This window comes from Bowdeniella nasicola (assembly GCF_001907295.1).
Lineage (GTDB): Bacteria > Actinomycetota > Actinomycetes > Actinomycetales > Actinomycetaceae > Bowdeniella > Bowdeniella nasicola.
In genome coordinates, this window is the sequence record NZ_MQVR01000198.1 from 1 (window position 1) to 580 (window position 580).

Annotated in this window: 1 protein-coding gene; it reads left to right on the forward strand. The window is 56.6% G+C overall.

What is annotated here, in order from left to right; all coding sequences use genetic code 11:
* The first annotated feature begins 135 nt into the window (after positions 1-135).
* Positions 136-540, forward strand: a complete 405-nt coding sequence (locus BSZ39_RS13060; RefSeq protein WP_222842982.1) for a GNAT family N-acetyltransferase — start codon at positions 136-138, stop codon at positions 538-540.
* Positions 541-580: the final 40 nt, after the last annotated feature.

Here is a 580-nt window from a genome sequence, read left to right on the forward strand (position 1 = left end):
ATGGTACTGCACCCGAAGGGGTGTGGGAGAGTAGGACACCGCCGACACACCCCAAAACCGTGTGGCCCCACCAACAAGGTGGGGCCACCGGCATATCTGGTGGATGTAACGGATGAATGCTGGGAGGATTGCTACGTGATTTCCTTCCACTACGACTCCGCTGACATTCATCCGGACATGATCGACGGATTCTTCGTCGGGTGGCCGAGCCCTCCCAACGCTCAGACGCTTATCGACGTGATGGATGGCAGCTACCGTCGGATCTGGGCTGTAGCAGACGGTAAGGTCGTCGGCTATATCAATGCCATAAGCGACGGTGTGTTGAACGCCTTCATTCCTTGGCTCGAAGTTCATCCCGATTACCAGGAACAGGGAATCGGACGGGAACTGGTCGAGCGTATGGTCGCGGAACTAGAGTCGATGTACGCCATCGATCTCATGTGCGACGAGGAATTGATCCCGTACTACGAAAAGCTCGGCTTTATGGGCTCTTCAGAGTTGAGTGTGGGCGCGCCGATCGGGCAGGGGTGTTGGGGATAAGCATCGAGGTCCCTGATGATGAGTGGACTTTAACCCCCCG